The sequence below is a fragment of the Litoreibacter sp. genome (assembly GCF_039974535.1).
GTDB lineage: Bacteria > Pseudomonadota > Alphaproteobacteria > Rhodobacterales > Rhodobacteraceae > Litoreibacter.
This window is the reverse complement of sequence record NZ_JBDWIU010000007.1, coordinates 70400-91237: the sequence shown is the minus strand read 5'-3', so window position 1 is coordinate 91237 and position 20838 is coordinate 70400. Positions and strand designations below refer to the sequence as shown.

20 protein-coding genes are annotated in these 20838 nt (G+C 57.3%); 16 read left to right on the top strand and 4 right to left on the bottom strand.

Going from position 1 to position 20838, the window contains the following annotated elements; translation table 11 throughout:
- Nucleotides 1-22 precede the first annotated feature (22 nt).
- Both ABJN86_RS04610 and ABJN86_RS04605 read left to right on the top strand, forming a co-directional pair.
- Nucleotides 23-1351: a DEAD/DEAH box helicase gene (locus tag ABJN86_RS04610; protein WP_348364895.1), complete on the top strand. Its 1329-nt coding sequence runs from the start codon at nt 23-25 to the stop codon at nt 1349-1351.
- A 5-nt stretch (nt 1352-1356) separates the two neighbouring features.
- Complete coding sequence (locus tag ABJN86_RS04605) at nt 1357-1620, top strand: hypothetical protein (RefSeq protein ID WP_348364893.1); 264 nt, start codon at nt 1357-1359, stop codon at nt 1618-1620.
- A 50-nt stretch (nt 1621-1670) separates the two neighbouring features.
- Here the strand turns inward: ABJN86_RS04605 and ssb are convergent, their stop codons facing one another.
- On the bottom strand, nt 1671-2198 hold the full coding sequence (gene ssb, locus ABJN86_RS04600) for a single-stranded DNA-binding protein (RefSeq protein WP_348364891.1): 528 nt from the start codon (nt 2196-2198) through the stop codon (nt 1671-1673).
- A gap of 171 nt (nt 2199-2369) precedes the next feature.
- Here ssb and ABJN86_RS04595 point away from each other — a divergent pair, with 171 nt between their 5' ends.
- Nucleotides 2370-2984, top strand: coding sequence for a lytic transglycosylase domain-containing protein (locus ABJN86_RS04595; protein ID WP_348364888.1), 615 nt, complete (start codon nt 2370-2372; stop codon nt 2982-2984).
- On the opposite strand, the gene aroB is transcribed toward ABJN86_RS04595, so the two are convergent.
- Nucleotides 2973-4091 (bottom strand): 3-dehydroquinate synthase, encoded by a 1119-nt coding sequence (gene aroB / locus ABJN86_RS04590; RefSeq protein WP_348364886.1) that lies wholly within the window; start codon nt 4089-4091, stop codon nt 2973-2975. The two genes, ABJN86_RS04595 and aroB, sit on opposite strands and share 12 nt — an antisense overlap.
- Nucleotides 4088-4645, bottom strand: a complete 558-nt coding sequence (locus ABJN86_RS04585) for a shikimate kinase (RefSeq protein WP_348364883.1) — start codon at nt 4643-4645, stop codon at nt 4088-4090. Before ABJN86_RS04585 ends, aroB begins: the two co-directional genes overlap by 4 nt.
- 249 nt (nt 4646-4894) lie before the next feature.
- On the opposite strand from ABJN86_RS04585, the gene ABJN86_RS04580 reads away from it, so the two are divergent.
- On the top strand, nt 4895-6472 hold the full coding sequence (locus ABJN86_RS04580; RefSeq protein WP_348364880.1) for a hypothetical protein: 1578 nt from the start codon (nt 4895-4897) through the stop codon (nt 6470-6472).
- A 14-nt stretch (nt 6473-6486) separates the two neighbouring features.
- Nucleotides 6487-7407: a site-specific tyrosine recombinase XerD gene (locus tag ABJN86_RS04575; protein WP_348365480.1), complete on the top strand. Its 921-nt coding sequence runs from the start codon at nt 6487-6489 to the stop codon at nt 7405-7407.
- 1 nt (nt 7408) lies between these two features.
- On the opposite strand, the gene ABJN86_RS04570 is transcribed toward ABJN86_RS04575, so the two are convergent.
- The gene (locus tag ABJN86_RS04570; RefSeq protein ID WP_348364877.1) at nt 7409-8212 is read right to left on the bottom strand and encodes a metallophosphoesterase; all 804 of its coding nucleotides are present in this window, start codon (nt 8210-8212) and stop codon (nt 7409-7411) included.
- A gap of 79 nt (nt 8213-8291) precedes the next feature.
- Here ABJN86_RS04570 and ABJN86_RS04565 point away from each other — a divergent pair, with 79 nt between their 5' ends.
- The 11 genes from ABJN86_RS04565 (at nt 8292) to upp (ending at nt 20755) form a co-directional block, all read left to right on the top strand.
- Complete coding sequence (locus ABJN86_RS04565; RefSeq protein ID WP_348364874.1) at nt 8292-9599, top strand: HlyC/CorC family transporter; 1308 nt, start codon at nt 8292-8294, stop codon at nt 9597-9599.
- The gene (locus ABJN86_RS04560; protein WP_348364871.1) at nt 9596-10540 is read left to right on the top strand and encodes a nucleoside hydrolase; all 945 of its coding nucleotides are present in this window, start codon (nt 9596-9598) and stop codon (nt 10538-10540) included. Before ABJN86_RS04565 ends, ABJN86_RS04560 begins: the two co-directional genes overlap by 4 nt.
- The gene (locus ABJN86_RS04555; protein ID WP_348364869.1) at nt 10537-11952 is read left to right on the top strand and encodes a protein adenylyltransferase SelO; all 1416 of its coding nucleotides are present in this window, start codon (nt 10537-10539) and stop codon (nt 11950-11952) included. Before ABJN86_RS04560 ends, ABJN86_RS04555 begins: the two co-directional genes overlap by 4 nt.
- A gap of 126 nt (nt 11953-12078) precedes the next feature.
- Nucleotides 12079-13341: a sodium:proton antiporter gene (locus ABJN86_RS04550; protein WP_348364866.1), complete on the top strand. Its 1263-nt coding sequence runs from the start codon at nt 12079-12081 to the stop codon at nt 13339-13341.
- 144 nt (nt 13342-13485) lie between these two features.
- Entirely contained in the window at nt 13486-15381 is a 1896-nt protein-coding gene (gene prpE / locus ABJN86_RS04545) for a propionate-CoA ligase PrpE (RefSeq protein ID WP_348364863.1), read from the top strand.
- 110 nt (nt 15382-15491) lie between these two features.
- Nucleotides 15492-16199 carry a hypothetical protein gene (locus ABJN86_RS04540; RefSeq protein ID WP_348364861.1) on the top strand — a complete coding sequence of 236 codons (708 nt, stop codon included), beginning with the start codon at nt 15492-15494 and terminating at the stop codon, nt 16197-16199.
- A 107-nt stretch (nt 16200-16306) separates the two neighbouring features.
- Nucleotides 16307-16696 (top strand): cytidine deaminase, encoded by a 390-nt coding sequence (locus ABJN86_RS04535; protein ID WP_348364858.1) that lies wholly within the window; start codon nt 16307-16309, stop codon nt 16694-16696.
- Nucleotides 16697-16699: 3 nt separating this feature from the next.
- Entirely contained in the window at nt 16700-18013 is a 1314-nt protein-coding gene (locus ABJN86_RS04530) for a thymidine phosphorylase (protein ID WP_348364856.1), read from the top strand.
- Entirely contained in the window at nt 18010-19149 is a 1140-nt protein-coding gene (locus ABJN86_RS04525; RefSeq protein WP_348364853.1) for a phosphopentomutase, read from the top strand. Before ABJN86_RS04530 ends, ABJN86_RS04525 begins: the two co-directional genes overlap by 4 nt.
- Nucleotides 19146-20117, top strand: a complete 972-nt coding sequence (locus tag ABJN86_RS04520) for an adenosine deaminase (RefSeq protein ID WP_348364851.1) — start codon at nt 19146-19148, stop codon at nt 20115-20117. Before ABJN86_RS04525 ends, ABJN86_RS04520 begins: the two co-directional genes overlap by 4 nt.
- Nucleotides 20117-20755, top strand: a complete 639-nt coding sequence (gene upp / locus ABJN86_RS04515; protein ID WP_348364849.1) for a uracil phosphoribosyltransferase — start codon at nt 20117-20119, stop codon at nt 20753-20755. The genes ABJN86_RS04520 and upp overlap by 1 nt, the downstream gene beginning before the upstream one ends.
- The last annotated feature ends 83 nt before the right edge of the window (nt 20756-20838 follow it).

Below are 20838 nucleotides of genomic sequence, written 5' to 3'. Positions count from 1 at the left end.
ACATGTCACGAGAGGACATGACTTGAACAAGTTTGAAGAACTGGGGATTTCCCCAAAGATTGCCGAGAAATTGCAAGAAAACGGCATTACCAATCCCACCCCGATCCAAGAAGAGGCCATCCCGATCATCCTGACGGGCCGCGACGTTATGGGCTTGGCCCAAACAGGCACGGGCAAAACTGCGGCGTTCGGCCTGCCGATGATCCACAATCTGGTGAAGGTCGGCACGAAGCCTGCGTCGCGCACGGTGCGCGGTTTGATCCTTGCGCCGACCCGTGAGTTGGCCAAGCAAATTTGCGACAACCTGAAGATGTTCCAAGGTGGTGGCCACCTGAAGATCAACATGGTTGTGGGCGGCGTTTCTATTAACCCGCAGAAAAAAGCGCTGGAGCGCGGCACCGATATTCTGGTCGCCACGCCGGGCCGTTTGATCGATTTGTTGCAACAAAAAGCTGTCGTGCTGGGCGATGCTCAGTATCTGGTGCTGGATGAGGCGGATCAGATGCTCGACATGGGCTTCATCCATGCCCTGCGCCAAATTGCACCACTGCTGCCTAAAGACCGCCAAACCTTGCTGTTCTCGGCCACCATGCCAAAGCTGATGGAAGAACTGGCAGCGACCTATCTTGATCACCCCCGCCGCGTGCAAGTTGCGGCCCCTGGCAAGACCGCCGACAAGATCACCCAGAGCGTTCATTACATCGCCAAAGCGGTCAAGAACGACCTGCTGATTGAGCTGATGGACAAGCACCGCGATGACCTTGCACTCGTGTTCTGCCGCACCAAGCATGGGGCCGAGAAGCTGATGAAGCTGCTGGATAAAAAGGGCTTCGCTGCTGGCTCTATCCACGGCAATAAGTCACAAAACCACCGTGACCGTTCACTGGCGGCGTTTAAGGCGGGTGATTTGAAAATCTTGGTGGCCACGGACGTGGCTGCTCGCGGGATCGATATTCCGGGCGTTGGGTTCGTCTACAACTATGACCTGCCGAATGTGCCTGAAAGCTACGTCCACCGCATTGGCCGGACCGCGCGGGCTGGCCGCGAAGGCGAGGCGATTGCCTTTTGTGCACCTGACGAGATGGGTGAGTTGAAAGACATCGAGAAGCTGCTGAAGATCACCATTCCTGTTGCAGGTGGTCGTCGTTGGGAGCGGCACGAGGAAGAGAAGAAACCTGCACGCGGTGGTGGCAACCGTGGTGGCGGGCGCAATGGTGGCGGCGGCGGCGGTGGTCGTCGTGGCCAAGGCAAGCCAAAACCAGCGGGAGGCGAGGCCCCATCCGGCGGCGCGCCCAAGCGTAAACGCAACCGTCGTCGTCGGGGCCAAGGCCCAGCAAGCGCAGCGGCATAAGCGTCATGAGCACTCTTCAACGGGTCATGGCAATCATTATGACGGTGGTCACTGTCTGCTTCGGTGGGCTGTGGGCGCTGGGCTATATGTACTTAACAGCGATGGCCTGCGCTTTCGGATCGGCAACGGGGCGGTGTAGCTCTCAAGCGGTCTGGAATTTATCAGGCGAGGATCTGCAATATATGGTGCTTATCCCGGGCGTGATTTTCTTAGTGTTGCTTACCGTGACGGTACTGCTGTGGCGCTCGAAATCGGAACCAGTCGATTAAACAAAAAAAGGGGCCTTGAAGGCCCCTTTTTCTTTACCGTTTAAGTCTGATTAGAACGGGATTTCATCGTCTATATCGCTGGATGGTGCAGGTTGGCCGCCGCCACCGCCACCGCCACCGGATGGGCCACTATCGTAGCCGCCACCCATTGGGTCGCCGCCATAGCCGCCGTCGCCGCCACCGCCGTAGTTACCACCACCACCGCCACCGCCAGAACCGCCACCATTCGGGCCGTCGAGCATGGTCAACGTGCCGCCAAATCCTTGCAGCACAACTTCGGTGGAGTAGCGATCAGCGCCGCTTTGGTCTTGCCACTTGCGGGTCTGCAATTGGCCTTCGATGTATACTTTGGAACCTTTGCGTAGGTATTGCTCGGCTATGCGGACCAAACCTTCTTGGAAGATGGCGACAGAGTGCCATTCCGTCTTCTCTCGACGCTCGCCTGTGTTGCGGTCTTTCCATGTCTCGGAGGTGGCAATGCGCAGGTTGCAGACCTTGCCTCCGTTTTGGAAGTTGCGAACCTCTGGGTCGCGCCCAAGGTTGCCGATGAGAATGACTTTGTTAACTGAACCGGCCATGTGAGTGCGTCTCCCGAATCTCGCTTTTGTGTACTTATATCGTCGGTATTTGGTTAATGGGAGACTTACAACCACACTCTGTAGTAGGCGCAAAATTGCCAAGGGGGTGGTTAATCAATTGCAAACCACTATATTGCGCTCAGTTTGTAGCGGTGAATGGGGCCGGTAAATATGCGTAAGTTCTTGGTAGCATTGACAGCCTTGTCGCTGACGGTGCCTTCGTTTCCGCAGGTAGCATTTGCCGAAGGGCTGGCATCTTCTGGGTCTAGCAGCAATCGGGCGAATATTTTTCGGTCTCAAGCACGGCTATTGGATGGCCGTCTGTCCAAGCAGTATAAATCATCCACCAAGTTGCAGCCTGGCACGAAGAAAGTGTCTTACGGGGTCACAACAACGTCCATTCCGCGCTACCGCGGCTCCTACAAAGGCGTCTACCTAGAGGATGCAAAACGCGCGGCGCGCAAACACAATATCCCGACGGATTTGTTCTTGCGCCTCGTGCAGCAGGAAAGTGGCTGGAAGCCGCAAGTGGTCTCGCATGCCGGGGCAATCGGCTTGGCGCAACTTATGCCTGGCACGGCGCGTGCGCTGCGGGTGAACCCGCGTGATCCGAAGCAAAACCTTGAGGGCGGGGCGCGCTACTTACGACAGATGTACAACAAGTTTGGCAGCTGGCGTCTGGCACTGGCCGCATATAACGCAGGCCCCGGCGCTGTTGAAAAGCACGGCGGTGTGCCACCGTACAAAGAAACCCGAAATTATGTGCGTAAGATCTTAGGAAGCTAAGGCGTCCGAGAGCACCGCCTTCACAACATCCGAATCCACATCAGAGGTCACAAAGGCGTCCCCGATGCCGCGCGTCATGATGTAGTTCAGCGTGCCTTGGGTGACCTTCTTGTCCTGCCCCATGAGGGCCAAAAGCCCGTTTGCATCGGGCAAGTTCCCCTCGATGTCGCTGACGTCGGTTTTCATGCCCATATCTTTGAGGTGCGCACGCACGCGGCTTGGGGCTTCTTGCGAGCACAAGCCAAGGCGCGATGACACCTCAAAGGCCAGGGCACAGCCGATCGCGACGCCTTCGCCGTGAAGCAATCGGTCCGAGTATCCGGTGGCAGCTTCCAAGGCATGGCCAAAGGTATGGCCTAGGTTCAAAAGTGCGCGGTCCCCTTTTTCGGTCTCGTCGCGCTCAACGATGTCAGCCTTCATTTGGCATGACCAGCGTACGGCCTCGATCCGTTTGTCGATGTCGCCAGCGGCAAGGATAGGGGCGTTCACCTCTAGCCAGTCAAAGAAGGCCGCATCCCCCAGCAGCCCGTATTTCACAACTTCGCCGTATCCGGCGAGAAAATCACGCTCTGTCAATGTGCCCAAAACTGCCACGTCGGCGAGCACGAGTGATGGCTGATGGAATGCACCGATGAGGTTTTTCCCGTGGGTGGAGTTGATCGCGGTCTTGCCGCCAACCGAGCTGTCAACCTGCGCCAAAAGGGAGGTGGGAATTTGCACGAACCGCACGCCACGCCTTAAGGTTGCGGCGGCAAAGCCCACCAAATCGCCAATCACACCACCGCCAAAGGCAACGACCATATCGCCGCGCTCTACCTTTTGCTCCAATAGCCACTCAACGGTTTCGGTTAGATACTCCCAGCACTTGGTCGCCTCACCAGAAGGAAGTGTATGATGCACCATCTCAATGCCGGACGCGGATAGACCAGCGCGTAGCGTGCCTAAATGCAAGGGGCCGACAGTGTCGTCCGTCACAACGGCCACCTTTGGGCGTGTCAACAGCGGGGCAACCCATTCGCCAGATTTACCCAGCAGGCCATTTCCGATCTCAATGCGGTAGCTGCGTTCGCCCAATGCGACGTCTACGGTTTCATGTGGGTGGGTCACGTGTCAGCCTCTTTCAGCAGGTCAGCTTCGCTTAGTGTTGCGATAACATTCTGTGCCATATCTTCGATGGAGTATTCAGGACGGGCCTCAACGCTAAGTTGGGCCTGTGCGTAAATCGGGGTCCGCGCCTCAAAAATCTCGGTCAATGTGGCAAGCGGGTCGTCGGTGCGCAGCAATGGGCGGGTCGTTTTGTGCCGGACGCGGGACCACAGAAGGCTTAGATCAGCCTTCAACCAGACCGAGGTCGCCTTGTCGTTGATCATCGCTCGGTTGGGCTCGCTGAGAAAAGCGCCGCCACCGGTCGATATGACGGCGGGCTCCCCATCAAGCAGCCGCGAGATGATTTCGGTTTCGCGCGCACGGAAGAATGCTTCCCCGTCGCGCTCGAAAATTTCCGCGATGGAGCGGTCGGCGGCACGCACCAATTCTTCGTCACTGTCTAAGAAGGGGATGCCCAAACTCCGCGCGACCGCCCCGCCAATGGCTGTTTTTCCAGCCCCCATCATACCCACGAGGACCAAAGGACGCTTCAAAGTTGTGGAATTCGGTGGCATTCTCTCGCTCAATTTATTGATTTATGCTCTGAATGGCGTGAACTTGCCTGAAAAGCCATATATGAATCATCATACAGGCAGAAAAGATGGCACCAATGCGTGCCCAGATAAAAGGCAGATGTGGCGTGATAAGGCTTCTAAAAGCTCTGATTTTCCTAATCATAATTGGCGTTTTGGGCCTAATAGGTTATGCGTATTTAGGCGATCTGGCACCAAGCCGGGTCGAGGTGAATCAACCGGTCACATTGGATGCGAATTAAAAAAACTGTCTCAAAAGGTGTTTTAGCTGGTTGTATCGCGCTGGCGACGACAGGTGTTCATGCGGACGAGCCGCTCTCGGCAATTGATTGGCTATCGAACGTGGTTGAGGCGCCCAAAGTGGTTGCGCCTCCAGAACTCCCACAAGCCAAAAACGTTGATGACATTGCACAATCGGCAACGCCGATAACCGTTGTGACGACCACCCTTGGTGCCCCTAGTCGGGACGCGGTTGGTCTTGTTTCCAGTGCAATCACAGGGCTGCCGGCTAACTTTTGGGGAACCAGTAGCTCGCAAGATTTGGCTGCAATCTTGGGAGGGCTGCGGTCCGACCTGCCACCACCACTTGCCGAATTGACGCGCCGTATATTGTTGGCCGAATTGGCCGCTCCGCTGGATAGCGGGGAGCAGGAAATTCTGTTTAGAGCCCGCGTGGATGAGCTTTTGACTTTGGGTGCGTTGGAGCAAGCGAAGGCCTTGCTCGACAGGGCGGACCCTGGAACCGCGCCGCTGTTTCAACGCTGGTTTGACGTCAGCTTGTTGACTGGGGAAGAAGCGGCTGCGTGCAAACGTATGTTGCGCCAACCCGATCTGTCCCCAACTTATATAGCACGCATTTTTTGTATGGCGCGGGCAGGGGATTGGGATGGGGCTTCTGTCACGTTGAACACCGCCAAAGCATTGGGGGCCATGACACCCGCAGAAGATGCGCTATTGGCGCGCTTCCTAGATCCAGAACTGTTTGAGGGCGAAGCCCCGTTGCCTAGGCCACAACGTGTCACCCCATTGGCGTTTCGCATGCATGAGGCGATTGGAGAGCCGTTGTCGCTGTTGGCTTTGCCCAATGCTTTCGCCTTTGCCGCATTGTCAGAAAACGGCGGCTGGAAACCTAGAATTTCGGCAGCAGAGCGATTGGCACGGTCTGGGGCCATTCCGGCGTCCAAATTGCTGGCCATCTATAGCGAACGTCAACCGGCGGCCTCGGGCGGGGTTTGGGATCGCGCTGAGGCAGTCCAAGCTTTCGAGACGGCTTTGAACGCGCGAGACCCTAATGCGGTTGCTGCTCAATTGCCCGCCGCAGTCCGCGCGATGCGCCGTGCGGGTTTGGAGCCGGCACTTGGTCAAATGTTTGGGGAGGCCTTGCTGGACATCCCCTTGCTCGAAGCCGTGCGAGCGGATGCAACACGGTTGGCCTTTTTGTCGCGGGCGTATGAACAGGCGGCCAATTCCGATGGGTTGGATGCAAACACACCGGCCCTTTGGGGGGCTGTTGCAAAAGGCGACGACGTAGCAATCACCAAGCTGATCGATGAAGGGGGGTTGGACGCGTTGGAAAACGCAATCGCTCGGGCCTTTGTTGCCGGCGGCCCTGCAGAAGATTTGAAGCCGTTGATCGAGCAGGCAAAACTTGGCATGGCGACGTTGCAAGCAATCAAGCTTATGGAAAGCGGCGCCAGTTCCGACCCGAGCAATCTAGAGGACGGGCTACGTACCCTTCGCCATCTGGGGTTTGCCGACATTTCGCGGCGCATGGCGCTGTTCACCTTGATCACAAGGCCGCGCAGTTGACCTTGCCAGCCGGCATGTCGCGTTGGATCGAGACGTTTCTTGATGCCCAAGCGGCCGAGCTGGATGCGTCCGAAAACACTTTGCTGGCTTATGGGCGCGATCTGATCGACTTCGCAGGGTGGTTACATGATCGTGGCCCCGCGTTTGAGACGGCATCCCGAGAGGACGTTGAGGGCTATTTGATCCATTGCGACGACCAAGGTTTGGCCCAGTCCACCCGTGCGCGGCGTTTGTCGGCGGTAAAGCAGCTGTACCGGTTTGCCTATGAAGAAGGGTGGCGCGAGGACAATCCTACCATTCAAATCAAAGGGCCGGGTCGCAAGAAATCGCTTCCCAAAACGCTTAGCGTGGAAGAGGTTGATCGCCTGCTTGGGGCCGCGCAAACCTCCGCGCGAAGCCAAGAAGACCGGCTGCGAAACACCTGCATGATGGAGCTGCTCTATGCGACCGGCATGCGTGTGACCGAATTGGTGACATTGCCGGTGTCTGCGGCGCGGGGCGATCCACGTATGCTGCTGGTCAAAGGTAAGGGCGGCAAGGAACGTATGGTGCCACTGGCGGCCTCTGCACGTGATGCGGTGGCAGTCTGGATCGAAACCCGCGACGAGATGGACGCGGCGGCGCAGGCCAAGGGCAAGCCGCCATCTAAGTTCCTATTTCCGTCACGGGGCAAGGCGGGTCACCTGACGCGGCACCGTTTTTATATGCTCATCAAGGAGCTGGCCGTCGATGGTGGGGTTGATCCGTCTAAGGTAACCCCACACACATTGCGCCACGCCTTTGCCACGCATCTGTTAGCCAATGGTGCCGATTTGCGGGCGATCCAGACCCTGCTGGGACACGCCGACATTTCCACCACCGAGATTTATACGCATGTGTTGGACGAGCGGTTGAAGGAATTGGTGTTGGATCACCACCCGCTCGCCAAAGGTTAGCTTATCGCCTAAGTGTTTGGGGCAACACGTCCTCGCTGGGCCAAATGCCTGACCTGAGACCGGTCTCATAGCCTTGTGTAAGCCCAGCATGCTCCATCGCGCGAGCAGCGGTGTTGTGGTCGTACTCCAACGTATGAAAGCGCAGGCCATCATTGGACAGCACTGCGTACCGCGTCGCGGCTCTGCCGTCATGGGGGGGCATGCCTATGACGCCCGCGTTGATCCAGGTTTTACCGTCAATCATGCGCTCAAACGGAACGCCAGAGTGCCCTGAAATGACGCCGTCAACTGGACCGATAAGGGCTTCGATAGCGTTGAATTCTTGCGCAAAGACATCCCTGCTATCGCTGGGCCAAATAAATCGGGCCACGTCCATCGCGCCACCATGGATAACGACATACCGTTTACCAGCATGGGTAAGGAGTAACCAGTCGGGGGTATCGCCCCAAAAACCTTCGGCACGCGCACCAATTTGGGCTGTTGCATGGGTAAACCACGTCTTCGAGGCGACATCGCACGCGGTGCCTTCCTCAAACCCGCAGCCACAATCCGATGCGCCATCTAACAGTTGCTGCTCGCAGTTGCCCAAAATTGCGGGGCAGTTGAACTCCGCCAACAATTGGCTGCACGCCAAGGCATCCGCGCCGTAGGCCACGACATCTCCCGTGAAGAGGCAGTTGGAGGCAGGGATGTTGCGGGCGTTCGCGCATGCGATCAGGGCTTCCAACGCCTGCACATTCGAGTAGGCGCCGCCAAACAGCAGCAGGTCGCCAGACAGCTCGCCTAAATCTTGGATATTCATCATATGGCGGTTTCCCTTGAAGCAGGTGGCTTGGCACCCCATAACTCTGACTTAGCTTTCTTTTACAGGACCGAAAACCCGGATGGACGACGCATCAACTATTTTTGACACAGCATTTTGGCTCACGGCAGGGGGGATTGTGGTGCTGCTCCTGCTTTCCGCGTTCTTTTCGGGGTCGGAGACCGCATTGACTGCCGCCTCACGCGGTAAATTGCGCAGTCAGGCCGACAAAGGCTCGCCGGGGGCGGAGCGAGCGTTGCAGATCACCGAAGACAACGAGCGCCTGATCGGGTCTGTGCTGCTGGGGAACAACCTTGTGAACATCCTTGCCGCGTCCTTGGCGACGGCTTTGTTTACTAAGGCGTTCGGCGAAAGCGGCGTGGCGTGGGCCACGCTCGTTATGACGTTGCTGGTGTTGATTTTCGCCGAAGTGCTTCCAAAAACCTACGCGATCACGAATTCAGAAACTGCGGCGGCGCGGGTGTCTGGTCCGATCTCGGTTGTGGTGTTGGTCTTCGCGCCCATGGTGACGGCGGTGCGGGCCTTGGTGCGCCGCATGCTGAAGCTGTTCGGAGTAGAGATTGACCCTGATAGCCAAATCCTGTCGGTTCATGAGGAAATTGCAGGTGCGTTGGCATTGGGGCACGAGGAAGGCGTCGTTCACAAGGAGCAGCGCGACCGGTTGCTGGGCGCTCTTGATTTGAACGAGCGCGATGTGGAGGAGATCATGCTCCACCGCTCAGAGATTGAGATGATCAATGCCGAAGACGCGCCCGATGCGGTGATCAGCCAATGTTTGCAAAGCCGCTTCACGCGCTTGCCCGTCTACCAAGGCGAGCAGGAAAATATCGTGGGCGTCATGCACGCGAAGGACTTGTTGCGCGCAGTTGATAAAACCCTGCGTGGCCCTGATGGGATCACGGGCGATTTGAGCGGCTTTAGTATCATGGATGTGGTTCGTGAGCCGTACTTTGTGCCAGAGACCACTGCGCTTGATGACCAAATGCGTCAGTTCCTCAAGCTGCACACGCATTTTGCCTTGGTAGTGGATGAATACGGTGCCTTGCAGGGGCTGATCACGCTTGAGGACATCTTGGAAGAAATCGTGGGTGAAATCACCGACGAATTCGACGTGGCTGAAGTGGAAGCGTTGAAACCGGAAGCCGACGGCAACTATGTGGTGGACGGGGCGATGACCATTCGCGACCTCAACCGTATGGCCGATTGGACCTTGCCCGATGAGGAGGCCAACACTGTCGCAGGTCTCGTCATTCACGAGGCGCAGTCGATCCCGACTATGGGGCAGGTGTTCTCATTCCATGGGTTTAGGTTCGAGGTGCTGGAGCGCCAACAAAACCGCCTGACAAAGCTGAAAGTGAGACCGCTGTGAGCGCACCACGCAAAATCATTATCGACACTGACCCTGGACAAGACGATGCGGTGGCTATCCTGCTCGCACTCGGCTCCCCCGAAGAGTTGGATGTATTGGGTATAACGGCGGTGGCGGGCAACGTGCCGCTTCCGTTGACGCAGAAAAACGCGCGTATCGTTTGCGAGTTGGCGGGCAAGCCAGACACGTTGGTCTTTGCGGGATGCGACGCGCCGATTTCGCGCAAGCTGGTCACGGCAGAGCATGTGCATGGCAAAACGGGCCTTGATGGCCCTGTGATGCCTGACCCGACGATGGCGCTCCAAGATCAACACGCGGTTGATTTCATTATCGAGACATTGCACACGGAGCCGGCGGGCAGCGTGACCCTATGCCCTTTAGGCCCCCTGACAAATATCGCCACAGCGTTCACCCGCGCCCCCGATGTGGTCGAGAAGGTTCAAGAGATCGTGCTGATGGGGGGTGCTTACTTTCAGGTTGGCAACATCACCCCTGCGGCGGAGTTCAACATCTACGTAGATCCGGAAGCGGCGAAGCAGGTCTTTGGCTCGGGCGTGCCGATTGTCGTGATGCCGCTGGATGTCACACACAAGGCGCTCACCACCCACGCGCGGGTCGAAGCGTTTCGAAACCTCGGCAACGATGCGGGGCGGATGGTGGCCGAATGGACCAACTTCTTCGAGCGCTTCGACAAGGAAAAATACGGCTCCGCTGGCGCGCCTTTGCACGACCCTTGCGTGATCGCCTATCTGCTAAAACCGGAGCTTTTCACAGGTCGCCATGTGAATGTGGAGATTGAGACGGCCTCAGAGCTGACGCTAGGCATGACGGTGGCCGACTGGTGGGGCGTCACAGATCGCGTCCCGAATGCGATGTTCATGGGTGATATTGATGCGGACGGGTTCTTCGATCTGCTGAACGAGCGGATAGCACGGCTGTGATTTCGCCTAGTTTCGATAATTCCTATGCCCGCCTACCGGAGCGCTTCTATACCAAGCTGCCACCCAAGCCTGTGGCGGCGCCTGCGTTGATCTCTCTGAATACGGGCCTTGCGGCGCAGATGGGATTGGACGCGGAGTGGCTGCGCTCGGATGATGGATTGGCAATGCTTGCGGGCAACGCCATGCCGGACGGGGCGGACCCGTTGGCGCAGGTCTATGCTGGGCACCAGTTCGGCGGCTGGTCCCCTCAACTGGGGGATGGCCGTGCCAATGTCTTGGGCGAAGTTGTGGGGCCTGATGCGGCGCGCTGGGATATCCAGCTCAAAGGCTCCGGTCCGACCCCTTATTCGCGGATGGGCGATGGGCGGGCGGGGCTTGGGCCGGTCATGCGCGAGTATATCGTAAGCGAGGCGATGCAGGCCTTTGGCGTCCCCACCACGCGGGCTTTGGCAGCAGTCAGCACTGGGGAGCGTGTCCAGCGTGAAACCGGACTGCCCGGCGCGATCCTGACCCGTGTTGCGCGGTCGCATATTCGGGTCGGCACATTCCAATATTTCGCGGCCCGCGATGATCAAGAGGCGGTCTCGCTTTTGCTAGATCACGCGATCACTCGGCATTACCCGCAGGTGGCGCAGGGCGATGCCTTGGGCTTCCTTGATGCGGTCATCAAAGCGCAGGCAGAACTGGTGGCCAAATGGATGGGCTTGGGCTTCATCCACGGAGTGATGAACACAGACAACACGCATGTGGGCGGGCTAACAATCGACTACGGTCCTTGTGCCTTCATGGACGCCTACCACCCTGCGACGGTGTTCTCGTCAATTGATCAGCAAGGGCGCTATGTCTACCAAGGCCAGCCGGAGGTATTGGTGTGGAACCTTGCCCAATTGGCCTCCAGCCTGTTGCCCCAAATCGATGAAGACAGCGACAAGGCGGTCTCAGCCGCGCGTAACGCGTTGGAGGCCTTTGGGGGCCATTACACCGCCGAGTGGAAGCGCGTGTTCTTCGCCAAGGTGGGCTTTGCCACAGGTGGCGACGCGCAGGTGGCGTTGGTTCAGGACTTGTTGACCCGTATGGCTGACAATCAAGCGGACTTCACGCGGGTGTTTCGCGCGATGGCGCGTGGGCGGGGGGCGCGTGACGAATTTGTCGACCCGACAAGCTTTGATGCATGGGAGGTCGAGTGGGGCGGCGGTGATGAAGCCATTATGCGCGCGGCGAACCCCGCGATCATCCCGCGCAACCACCGAGTGGAGGAAGCAATCCAAGCGGGCATGCAGGGTGATTATGCGCCGTTCCACCGGTTAAACGACGCGCTGGCCGCGCCATTTGAGGACCGCGCAGAGTTTGATGATCTGGAAACCGCCCCAAGCGAGCAACAATTGGTGCGCCAAACCTTCTGTGGCACCTAGGCCCAAGGCAGCGACCAAAGCACGCTGTTGGGGATTGCCGCTGGTTTGTGGGGCGAAATACGATAAGTTGTCACAAACCGCCCCATAAGAGGGCGCCCTACGGACAGTGAGACGGAGCCCCCTGATATGGACCTATTGCAAATTGCATCGCTGCTGCTGGTGCTTGCCGCAGCCTTTGGCACAGTCAACTACTTATTCTTAAAACTGCCGTCCTCTATCGGTATCCTCATCGTAGCGCTTTTGGCATCCATGGGGGTCATGGTCTTAGATGTCTTCGCGCCTCATCTTGGGGTGGCCGATCAGGTGCGCTCGGTGGTGACGTCTATCGACTTCTCGGAAGCCTTGCTCGAAGGCATGCTGGGCCTGTTGCTGTTTGCCGGTGCATTGCACGTGAAATTGGCCGACTTGCGCGGCGAATGGCGGGTGGTGGCCTTGATGGCGACGCTGGGCGTCGGATTGTCCACGGTCATTGCAGGCTTCGGCTTCGCATGGATCACAGGCATGCCGATCATGATCGCTCTGGTATTCGGCGCGTTGATTTCGCCCACGGACCCCGTGGCGGTGTTGGGCGTGCTGCGCCAAGCCAATCTGAAGAAGAGCATGGAGACCAAAATTGCGGGCGAAAGTCTGTTCAACGACGGCGTGGGCTATGTGGTGTTCTTGGTGCTCGTCGGTTTGGCCTTCCCTGCCATTGACGCACATGGAGAGGCGCACGGCGGGGGTGGATTGGCCGACGCGGGCAAGCTGTTCTTGCAAGAAGCCGTGGGGGGAGCGCTGCTTGGGGTCGTCCTTGGCTGGCTGACATTCCGCGTGATGCGCCGGATTGATGACTACTCATTGGAAGTTTTGATCACCCTTGCGCTGGCATTCGGTGGCTACTCGTTGGCCGTGTATTTGCATATCTCAGGCCCGGTTATGGCTGTGTGCGCGGGGCTGTTCATCGGCGATGTTGGCACCAAATACGGGATGTCTGAGACGACGCGGCAATATGTGGATGGCTTTTGGAAGCTGATCGATGAGATCCTGAATGCGGTGTTGTTCTTGCTCATCGGGTTTGAGGTCTTCGCGGTGGCGTTCTCGCTTGATGGCGTGGTTGTTGGGCTGCTGGCGATCGTCTTGGCGCTTGTAGCAAGGCTCGCTGCGGTGTCGGTTCCCATTTTAATCTTGCGCCCGTTCCGCGAATTTTCGCGTGGTGTGATACCGATCATGACATGGGGTGGGCTGAAGGGCGGCATCTCTGTCGCTTTGGCATTGTCCTTGCCTGACAACGAATGGAAACCCGTGATTCTGACGGCGACCTATGTGGTGGTGATCTTCTCGATCATCGTGCAGGGACTGACGGTAGCGCCATTGGCAACCCGCTTGGGTCGAGAGCCTGAATTGGTTTAACGCCCGCGCTAGGCGGTTTTGCGAGGCCGCCTGTTCTTCACATGGCGGCGTCTCATTGCCTCACAGGGCTTTCTTTGGCTAAAGTTGGCCTTGTGCGCTGCTTGTTCTACCGCTTTAGTCTACTGCGGAACGAGGAGGGACCCGATGACATATGCCGATACTTACTTGCGCTCGATTGAAGACCCTAACGGGTTTTGGATGGAACAAGCCGAGACAATCGATTGGGTCACGAAACCGTCCAAAGCGTTTTTTTCTGACAATGCACCTTTGTACGAATGGTTTAAGGATGCGGAGGTCAATACCTGCTACAATGCTGTCGATCGCCATGTGGAGGCTGGCAATGGCGAGCGGGTAGCGGTCATCTATGACAGCCCGGTTACGCAAACCAAAGCCAAGATCACCTACGCAGAATTGCAAACGCGGGTGGCCTCTCTCGCGGGGGCTTTGCGCGCGAAGGGGGTGGAAAAAGGCGACCGCGTCATCGTCTACATGCCGATGGTCCCCGAGGCGCTGGAGGCGATGCTGGCCTGCGCGCGCATTGGCGCAGTGCATTCCGTGGTATTTGGTGGCTTCGCGGCAAATGAGCTGGCCGTGCGCATCGATGACGCCACACCAAAAGCAATTATCGCGGGCTCATGCGGGATCGAGCCGGGGCGTGTTGTGCACTATAAGCCATTGCTGGATGGGGCCATTGAGATGGCCAAGCATAAGCCAGACTTCTGTGTGATTTTTCAGCGCGAGCAAGAGGTGGCGACGCTTGTTGAAGGGCGCGACTTTGACTGGCACGAGTTCCAAAACGGTGTGGAGCCTGCGGGATGTGTGCCCGTGTCTGGCGATCATCCGGTCTACATCCTTTATACTTCGGGAACGACGGGGCAACCCAAGGGGGTTATGCGCCCAACGGCAGGCCATTTGGTGGCGCTGAACTGGACCATGAAAAACGTCTATGACGTGGACAGTGGCGATGTGTTTTGGGCCGCGTCAGATGTGGGTTGGGTCGTCGGGCATAGCTATATTTGCTATGGACCGCTGATCCACGGCAATACCACCGTTGTGTTCGAGGGCAAACCGGTTGGCACCCCAGATGCGGGCACTTTTTGGCGCGTGGTTGAAGAGCATAACGTCAAAAGCTTCTTCTCGGCTCCTACGGCTTTTCGCGCGGTGAAACGCGAGGACCCGCAAGGGGAGTTGGTTAAGAACTACGATCTATCGTGCCTTAAGAACGTGTATCTGGCTGGGGAGCGGGCCGATCCTGACACGATTGAATGGATGCAAACCCATTTGGGTAAACCGATCATTGATCACTGGTGGCAGACGGAAACAGGCTACGCCATCGCGGCGAACCCGATGGGAATTGAGGCTTTGCCAGTTAAGGTCGGCTCCCCCACGGTGGCGATGCCGGGATACGATGTTCAGGTTCTAGATGAAGGCGGTCACCCCATGAAGGCGGGTGAGCTTGGCGCGATTGCGATCAAGCTGCCCTTGCCGCCGGGCACGTTGCATAATTTGTGGAACGCTGAAGCGCGTTTCGTCAAAAGCTACCTGACCACATTCCCAGGATATTATGAGACCGGTGATGCGGGCATGATCGACGAGGACGGGTATCTCTACATCATGGCGCGTACCGATGACGTGATCAACGTCGCAGGCCACCGCCTATCTACTGGCGCTATGGAGGAGGTTCTCGCGGGCCACCCCGATGTTGCTGAATGCGCAGTGATTGGTGTGTCTGATGCGCTGAAGGGGCAGGCACCAATGGGTTTCGTGTGTCTCAATGCAGGTGTGGACCGGCCTCATGACGACGTGGCTAAGGAAGTTGTAAAGCGCGTGCGCGATGAGATCGGTCCGGTTGCCGCTTTTAAGCTGGCCTGTGTTGTGGATCGCTTGCCAAAGACGCGTTCGGGAAAAATTTTGCGTGGAACGATGGTCTCTATTGCTGATGGCAAGGACTATAAAATGCCCGCGACAATTGATGATCCGGTGATCCTTGAGGAAATCGCGGAGGTATTGAAAGGGCTGGGTTACCCGCAATCGGTATGATTGGCGCAGGTCTCAAGCGGTTACTGGGGCTTTTCTCTACTCAGGTTGCCCATACGAAAATCGGGGCGGAGCAATTGGTGCCTTTAAAAGACCACCCTCTAAGTAAGAGGGTGAGTCTGCCATCTGTCGCATATGTGTTGGAGCTGAACACCTTCGCGGAGCTACGTAGCGCTTGCATGTTGGTTGAGGGGATGCACCCGAAACACCGTGCGTTGGCGACTTTAGATGATCTCGGGCAGGCGCTTTATACCAGTGGTCACGCCATCGTTAGCCATGATCTGGACCGCGTTGAGGGGCATGACCTGAGTAATCTACCCTCGGATGTCTTTGAGGATGGCGACCATGTTGGATATTTCTCGACACCGGAGGAATTCGCACTCAGGGCTGAGAATTTTAGATCTGAACGACAGACACAGCCAGTGTCTGGTAAAACCCTTGATTGGGTCGATGCCAATACGGGGGCATCGCTTGATCAGGTGAACGCAAGTCCCGAGACCCTTCTTGATCAGGTCAGCGTGATTATGGCTGTCCCTGTCGAGCGGGCCTGTGATGCGATTGCGGCCTTTCCAAATGGGTATTTTTCCTGTGATTTGTCACCGTTTGAGATGTACGCCCTGTGTGAAAAGATGGAAGAGGTCGGTTATGATTTATTCGCCATCGGCGCGTCCTATCTTGCATTTGAAGCGCGCGATGGTGCGGGCAGTGGGGCGGGCGGTATGTCTGAAATCTTAACGAGCCTGTATGTTGGCCCTGATCTAGATGCGCTGATATCTTCGCTCGAAATGCAGTCATATGTGATCCTTCGCTACACCGAATAGCGACTTGGCCGCGAATAATGCCTTCACTGGCGTTTTCCCCGCAACCGAGGCATTGAAACTCCCGTCCTCTCGCTTCAATATCGTTTGAAACGTCTTGGGGGACATTTATGTCTGATTTGCTGCCATCCGCGCTGTCGGTTCGTGAGAACGCACATGCGCCATATTCCAAGTTTCAGGTCGGTGCCGCGTTGCGGGCTAAATCTGGAACGGTCTATGTCGGCTGCAATGTCGAGAACGTGGCCTACCCAGAGGGCACCTGCGCCGAGGCCGGAGCGATCGCTGCGATGGTCGCTGCTGGGGAGCGTGAAATCGTTGAGATTTGTGTGGTGGCGGGGTCTCCAACCCCCGTTCCGCCCTGTGGTGGGTGCCGCCAGAAAATCGCGGAATTCGCGGCTGGTGATGTGCCGGTGGTTTTGGCAACCACATCGGGCGTATTGGAAAAAACCACCGTCGCGGCACTGTTGCCCGGCGCATTTGATGCAGGGCATATGGCTTAAACGATGGATGCGGCTCAGATCATAGGTAAAATTCGGACACGCCAAACCATTAGCACGGCTGAGTGTCGCTGGTTCGGCAAGGCTTTGGCTGATCAATCGGGGGTCAGTGACGCGCAGGCAGGGGCCTTTGCTATGGCTGTTGCAATGGAAGGTCTTGGCGCGGATGGCCGCGTAGGTTTGACCGAAGGCATGCGTGACAGTGGCGAGGTTTTGCGTTGGAAGCTGCCAGGCCCTGTTCTCGACAAGCATTCAACCGGCGGGGTTGGTGATCCGGTCTCGATGGTTCTGGCCCCCGCTTTGGCCGCATGTGGGGCATTTGTGCCAATGGTGTCTGGTCGCGGCTTGGGCCACACGGGCGGCACGCTTGATAAGCTGGAATCGATCCCCGGGTTTGTCAGCACCGTAACAACGTCCAAGCTCCAGCATGTTGTGCGCGAAGTCGGCTGTGCCATTGTGGGGGCCACGGGGCAGGTCGCCCCTGCTGACCGCCGCCTATATGCCATTCGCGATGTGACGGCGACGGTTGATAGTATCGACCTGATTACGGCCTCGATCCTTGCCAAGAAGCTGGCCGCGGGCACGCAAGGCTTGGTGTTGGATGTGAAGGCGGGCAACGGCGCGATTATGAGCGATGCGGCGCAAGCCAAACGCTTGGCCTATTCCTTGGTGGAGGTTGCGGCAGGCGCTGGTTGCCCAACAACCGCATTGATCACCGACATGTCTCAGCCTTTGGCCACGGCGGCCGGCAACGCAGTTGAGATGCGTGCTGTTATGGAAGCCCTGTCAGGCACCGGACAAAAGCGTCTGCGCGAGGTTGCACTGGCGCTTGGGGCAGAACTTTTGGCTAGCAATAAACATCTGCGCGTCGATCCTGAGGCTGCTTGGGGCATGATCAACGATGCGATCAATTCTGGTGCCGCGATGGAGCGTTTCTGCCGGATGGTTGCCTATCTAGGGGGGCCGACCGACTTTGATCAAACTTGGCGCTTCTGCCTGCCTGAGGCCAACATCGTGCGCGAAGTGCTACCTTTGGCGACCGGACATGTGCGCAGCATTGACACCCGCTCGCTTGGGTTGGCGGTTGTGGAATTGGGCGGTGGTCGCCGCCGCGAGAGCGATAAGGTTGATCCTTCTGTTGGGCTCTCAGGGTTCAAGCGGATTGGCGATCCCGTGGATAAGGCGACGCCACTAGCTATGGTCCACGCGGCCACCGAGGAAGCGGCGGCAAAGGCGGAACGTGCGGTGCGCAAAGCCTTCCAGATTGGGGCAGCAAAGGTCGCGGCACCAGAGTTGTTCCTTGATCGGGTGTCCGTTTGAGTCGCGCTTTTTTGGTTGTCCTCGATTCAGTTGGCTGCGGCAATGCACCTGATGCGGCAAGCTTTGGCGACGAGGGCGCAAACACTTTACTTCATATTCATCAACAGGTTGGGCTAAAAATGCCCAACTTGATGCGGCTTGGCCTTGGTCGAGCTATGGGCATCACGGATGCGCCCGCGCAAGGTCTCTCGGGCGTGGCCACAGAAGTGTCGCAAGGCAAGGACACCCCGTCTGGACATTGGGAATTGTCAGGTGTGCCCGTGCCTTGGGATTGGTGCTACTTCCCAAAAGAAACCCCATGCTTCCCCGCGGAAATCGTCGCCGAAGTCGCGAAGTTTTGTGGCACTGAGGGCGTATTGGGGAACTGCCATGCCTCCGGCTTGCAGATCATCGAAGACTTGGGCGAGGAGCACCTGCGCACCGGTTGGCCCATTTGCTACACGTCCGTGGACAGCGTGTTTCAAATTGCGGCCCATGAGGAAACCTTTGGCGAGCAAAGGTTGCAGGAACTGTGCCAACACATCGCCCCGATATTGCATAAGATGAACGTGGGCCGCGTGATCTCCCGCCCGTTTGTTGGGACGAATGCCAGAAGTTTTCAACGGACAAAGAACCGTCATGACTACGCAATGATGGTTCCCTCGCCGACATTGCTTGACTGGGCAAAGGCCGATGGCCGAGCGACCTACGGTATCGGTAAAATTAGCGATATCTTCTCGGGACGCGGGGTGGATGACAGCCGCCGCGGGCGCGATGACGTATTGATGGGGCACCTATCTGACGTGGTGGATGAAGCCCCTGACGGCTCATTTGTGTTCGTCAACTTTGTGGAATTCGACAGCCTTTATGGCCACCCGCGTGATCCGATTGGCTATGCCGCGCATTTGGAGTGGTTTGACAACGCCATCGGCCCGATATTGGACCGGATGAAAGACGGTGATCTCATCATATTCACCGCTGATCATGGCAATGACCCGACTTGGGAAGGCAGCGATCACACTCGCGAACAGGTTCCAGTTATTGCAGCGGGCGCAGGTGCGAAGGATATCGGAGAGGTCATGTTTATCGATGTCGCGGCTTCGGTTGCGGATCATTTGGGGCTATCAACACGCGGCACAGGGAAGAGCTTTTTATGACGTCTATTCCAAAGGTTGAATTGCATCTTCACATTGAGGGTGCCGCGCCGCCCGCGTTTATTCGTGGCTTGGCGCAAGAAAAAGGCATCAATCTGGAAGGGGTGTTCAACGAAGACGGCTCCTACAGGTTTGAAGATTTCAACCAGTTCCTGAAAGTATATGAGGCCGCGTGTACGGTGCTCACGGGCCCTGAAGAATTTGGCCGATTGACCACTGCCGTGTTGGAGCAATCTATTGAGCAGGGCGTTATCTACACCGAAGCATTCCTATCGCCGGACTTTTGCGGTGGGGGAGACGTCGGCGCGTGGCGTGAATACATGGCCGCGATGCAAGAAGCGGCCCAACGGTTGCCGCAGATCGAGATGCGAGGGATCGCTACCTGCATTCGTCACTTCGGGCCGGAGCAAGCCAAAACAGCCGCCCTATGTGCAGCAGAGACGGCGGGCGATTTCATCACCGGTTTCGGGATGGGTGGCGACGAAATGGTCGGCGTTCAGGGTGATTACGCCTACAGCTTCGATATGGCGCGCGAGGCGGGGTTGCGGCTGACCACCCACGCGGGCGAATGGGGCGGTGCGAACTCCGTCTGGCAAGCCGTGCGCGATCTCAAAGTGGAGCGCATAGGCCACGGGGTGCAATCCATCGATGACCACGCGTTGATCGATCATCTGGCCGATCATCAAATCGTTCTAGAGGTTTGTCCCGGATCGAACGTTGCCTTGGGTGTTTATCCCGACTGGCAAGAGCACCCGATTGAAAAACTACGCGAGCGCGGGGTGCCTGTGACCGTCTCCACGGATGATCCCCCCTTTTTCCACACGACATTGAGCGCCGAGTATGACCGGTTGGCAGATACGTTTGGCTGGGATGATGAGGTCGTGCGCGAGGTGAATGTCACCGCTGCCAAAGCCGCATTTTGCGACACCGAAACCCGTAAGAAGTTACTTAAAATATTGGAGCCTTCCTGATGAGCGATACCCCACATCTAACCGTCGTCGACCATCCTTTGGTGCAGCATAAGCTTACACTTATGCGTGAGAAAGAGACCTCCACGGCCGTGTTTCGCCAGCTCTTGCGCGAGATAAGCCAGTTCTTGGCCTATGAGGTGACGCGCAATCTGGACATGGAAACCAAGCGCATTGAAACGCCCATGCAGCCTATGGATGCGCCCACTTTGGCAGGGCGTAAGCTGGCGTTGATCTCTATCCTGAGGGCGGGCAATGGGCTGTTGGATGGCATGCTGGAACTGATCCCATCCGCGCGGGTCGGCTTCGTTGGGCTTTACCGCGATGAGGAGACGCTGCAGCCGGTTCAGTATTATTTTAAGGTGCCGGACCACATGGATGAACGCATGGTGATTGCCGTTGACCCGATGCTGGCCACTGGTAATTCCTCCGTTGCGGCGATTGATTTGTTGAAAAAATCGGGTGCGAAAAATATCAGATTTCTGTGCTTATTGGCGGCTCCGGAGGGGGTCGCTCGGATGAAAGAAGCCCATCCAGATGTGCCGATTGTGACAGCTTCGGTAGACAGTCACCTGAATGACAATGGATATATTGTGCCGGGACTAGGGGATGCGGGTGATCGTATGTTTGGCACGAAATAGGGTGCATTCTAGCTTTACTTGATTGTGTAGGTGTTGCATTGTCCCCACAATATTTAGTGGGGGCTAATATGCGACTGTTGCGA

Coding starts and splice junctions, on each gene's coding strand:
- ABJN86_RS04605 (WP_348364893.1), top strand. CDS start 1,357: ATGAGCACTCTTCAACGGGTCATGGCAATCATTATGACGGTGGTCACT.
- ssb (WP_348364891.1), bottom strand. CDS start 2,198: ATGGCCGGTTCAGTTAACAAAGTCATTCTCATCGGCAACCTTGGGCGC.
- ABJN86_RS04595 (WP_348364888.1), top strand. CDS start 2,370: ATGCGTAAGTTCTTGGTAGCATTGACAGCCTTGTCGCTGACGGTGCCT.
- ABJN86_RS04585 (WP_348364883.1), bottom strand. CDS start 4,645: ATGCCACCGAATTCCACAACTTTGAAGCGTCCTTTGGTCCTCGTGGGT.
- ABJN86_RS04580 (WP_348364880.1), top strand. CDS start 4,895: ATGCGAATTAAAAAAACTGTCTCAAAAGGTGTTTTAGCTGGTTGTATC.
- ABJN86_RS04575 (WP_348365480.1), top strand. CDS start 6,487: ATGTCGCGTTGGATCGAGACGTTTCTTGATGCCCAAGCGGCCGAGCTG.
- ABJN86_RS04570 (WP_348364877.1), bottom strand. CDS start 8,212: ATGATGAATATCCAAGATTTAGGCGAGCTGTCTGGCGACCTGCTGCTG.
- ABJN86_RS04565 (WP_348364874.1), top strand. CDS start 8,292: ATGGACGACGCATCAACTATTTTTGACACAGCATTTTGGCTCACGGCA.
- ABJN86_RS04550 (WP_348364866.1), top strand. CDS start 12,079: ATGGACCTATTGCAAATTGCATCGCTGCTGCTGGTGCTTGCCGCAGCC.
- prpE (WP_348364863.1), top strand. CDS start 13,486: ATGACATATGCCGATACTTACTTGCGCTCGATTGAAGACCCTAACGGG.
- ABJN86_RS04535 (WP_348364858.1), top strand. CDS start 16,307: ATGTCTGATTTGCTGCCATCCGCGCTGTCGGTTCGTGAGAACGCACAT.
- ABJN86_RS04530 (WP_348364856.1), top strand. CDS start 16,700: ATGGATGCGGCTCAGATCATAGGTAAAATTCGGACACGCCAAACCATT.
- ABJN86_RS04520 (WP_348364851.1), top strand. CDS start 19,146: ATGACGTCTATTCCAAAGGTTGAATTGCATCTTCACATTGAGGGTGCC.
- upp (WP_348364849.1), top strand. CDS start 20,117: ATGAGCGATACCCCACATCTAACCGTCGTCGACCATCCTTTGGTGCAG.